Raw genomic sequence first — 719 nt, forward strand, 5'->3', positions numbered from 1 at the left:
TTATTTAAACACGCGGTCTATTTGGCTAGTGGTGGCAGAAAAGCTGCGTACTTTAAGTTGTACGCCTAACAAAACGCTGTTGGCACTCCCTTCGGTCGCTGGGACGCTAACACGTGGGCTGGCTCGCTTCGCTCGGATTTTAGCCCACGTGCTAGCGCCCCAAAGCTTAGCGTTATACACCACCCATTATTTGGTAAGCAGTAAGCCAAAGTAGGGCGCTTTTTTACAACGGCGTTGGGGGTTCGTTTTAGTTTTTGGTCAGCATCGAAGGTAACTTGAAAGCTCTGCTTTTCAACTCATGCAGCTCTCTTCATTGGCAGCTTGTTAAAGTTAAAATCGCTGGTTGTTTTGTTAGGCACTCTTAACTTATTTTCTTCAACATGCTGGCAGTTAAGAAACGGTTTGTGTATAACAAAAAAATTAAGTCGCCTGCTAACGCAGGCTGGGACGCATACACGTGGGCTGCTTCGCATTATAGCCCACGCGTCTGCGCCCCTTATTTAAAAGTTAGGCGTCATTTACTTACAGCATTAAAAAGTGGGTTCAGCCATGACATTAAAGCATCAAGGTTGTTTCGCTAGGTTGTCTTTGCGGCTGGCTCTTGTTGCTGTTTAAACGACTTTAGCAACGCGCTTTTCATCAACATCGAAACGCCAACATTCAACATTACTGGCCTTCTAAACTCGCTCTTTTATCCAGCATTACCGCTAACATCTGGC

Annotated in this window: 1 protein-coding gene; it reads left to right on the forward strand. The window is 45.6% G+C overall.

All coding sequences use genetic code 11. The annotated features are described in order from the left end of the window. A partial coding sequence (locus tag GVO63_RS19660; RefSeq protein ID WP_236552220.1) for a hypothetical protein occupies nt 1–214 on the forward strand: 214 nt, incomplete at its 5' end. Nucleotides 215–719 lie beyond the last annotated feature (505 nt).

The organism is Alteromonas sp. KUL106 (assembly GCF_009811415.1).
Lineage (GTDB): Bacteria > Pseudomonadota > Gammaproteobacteria > Enterobacterales > Alteromonadaceae > Alteromonas.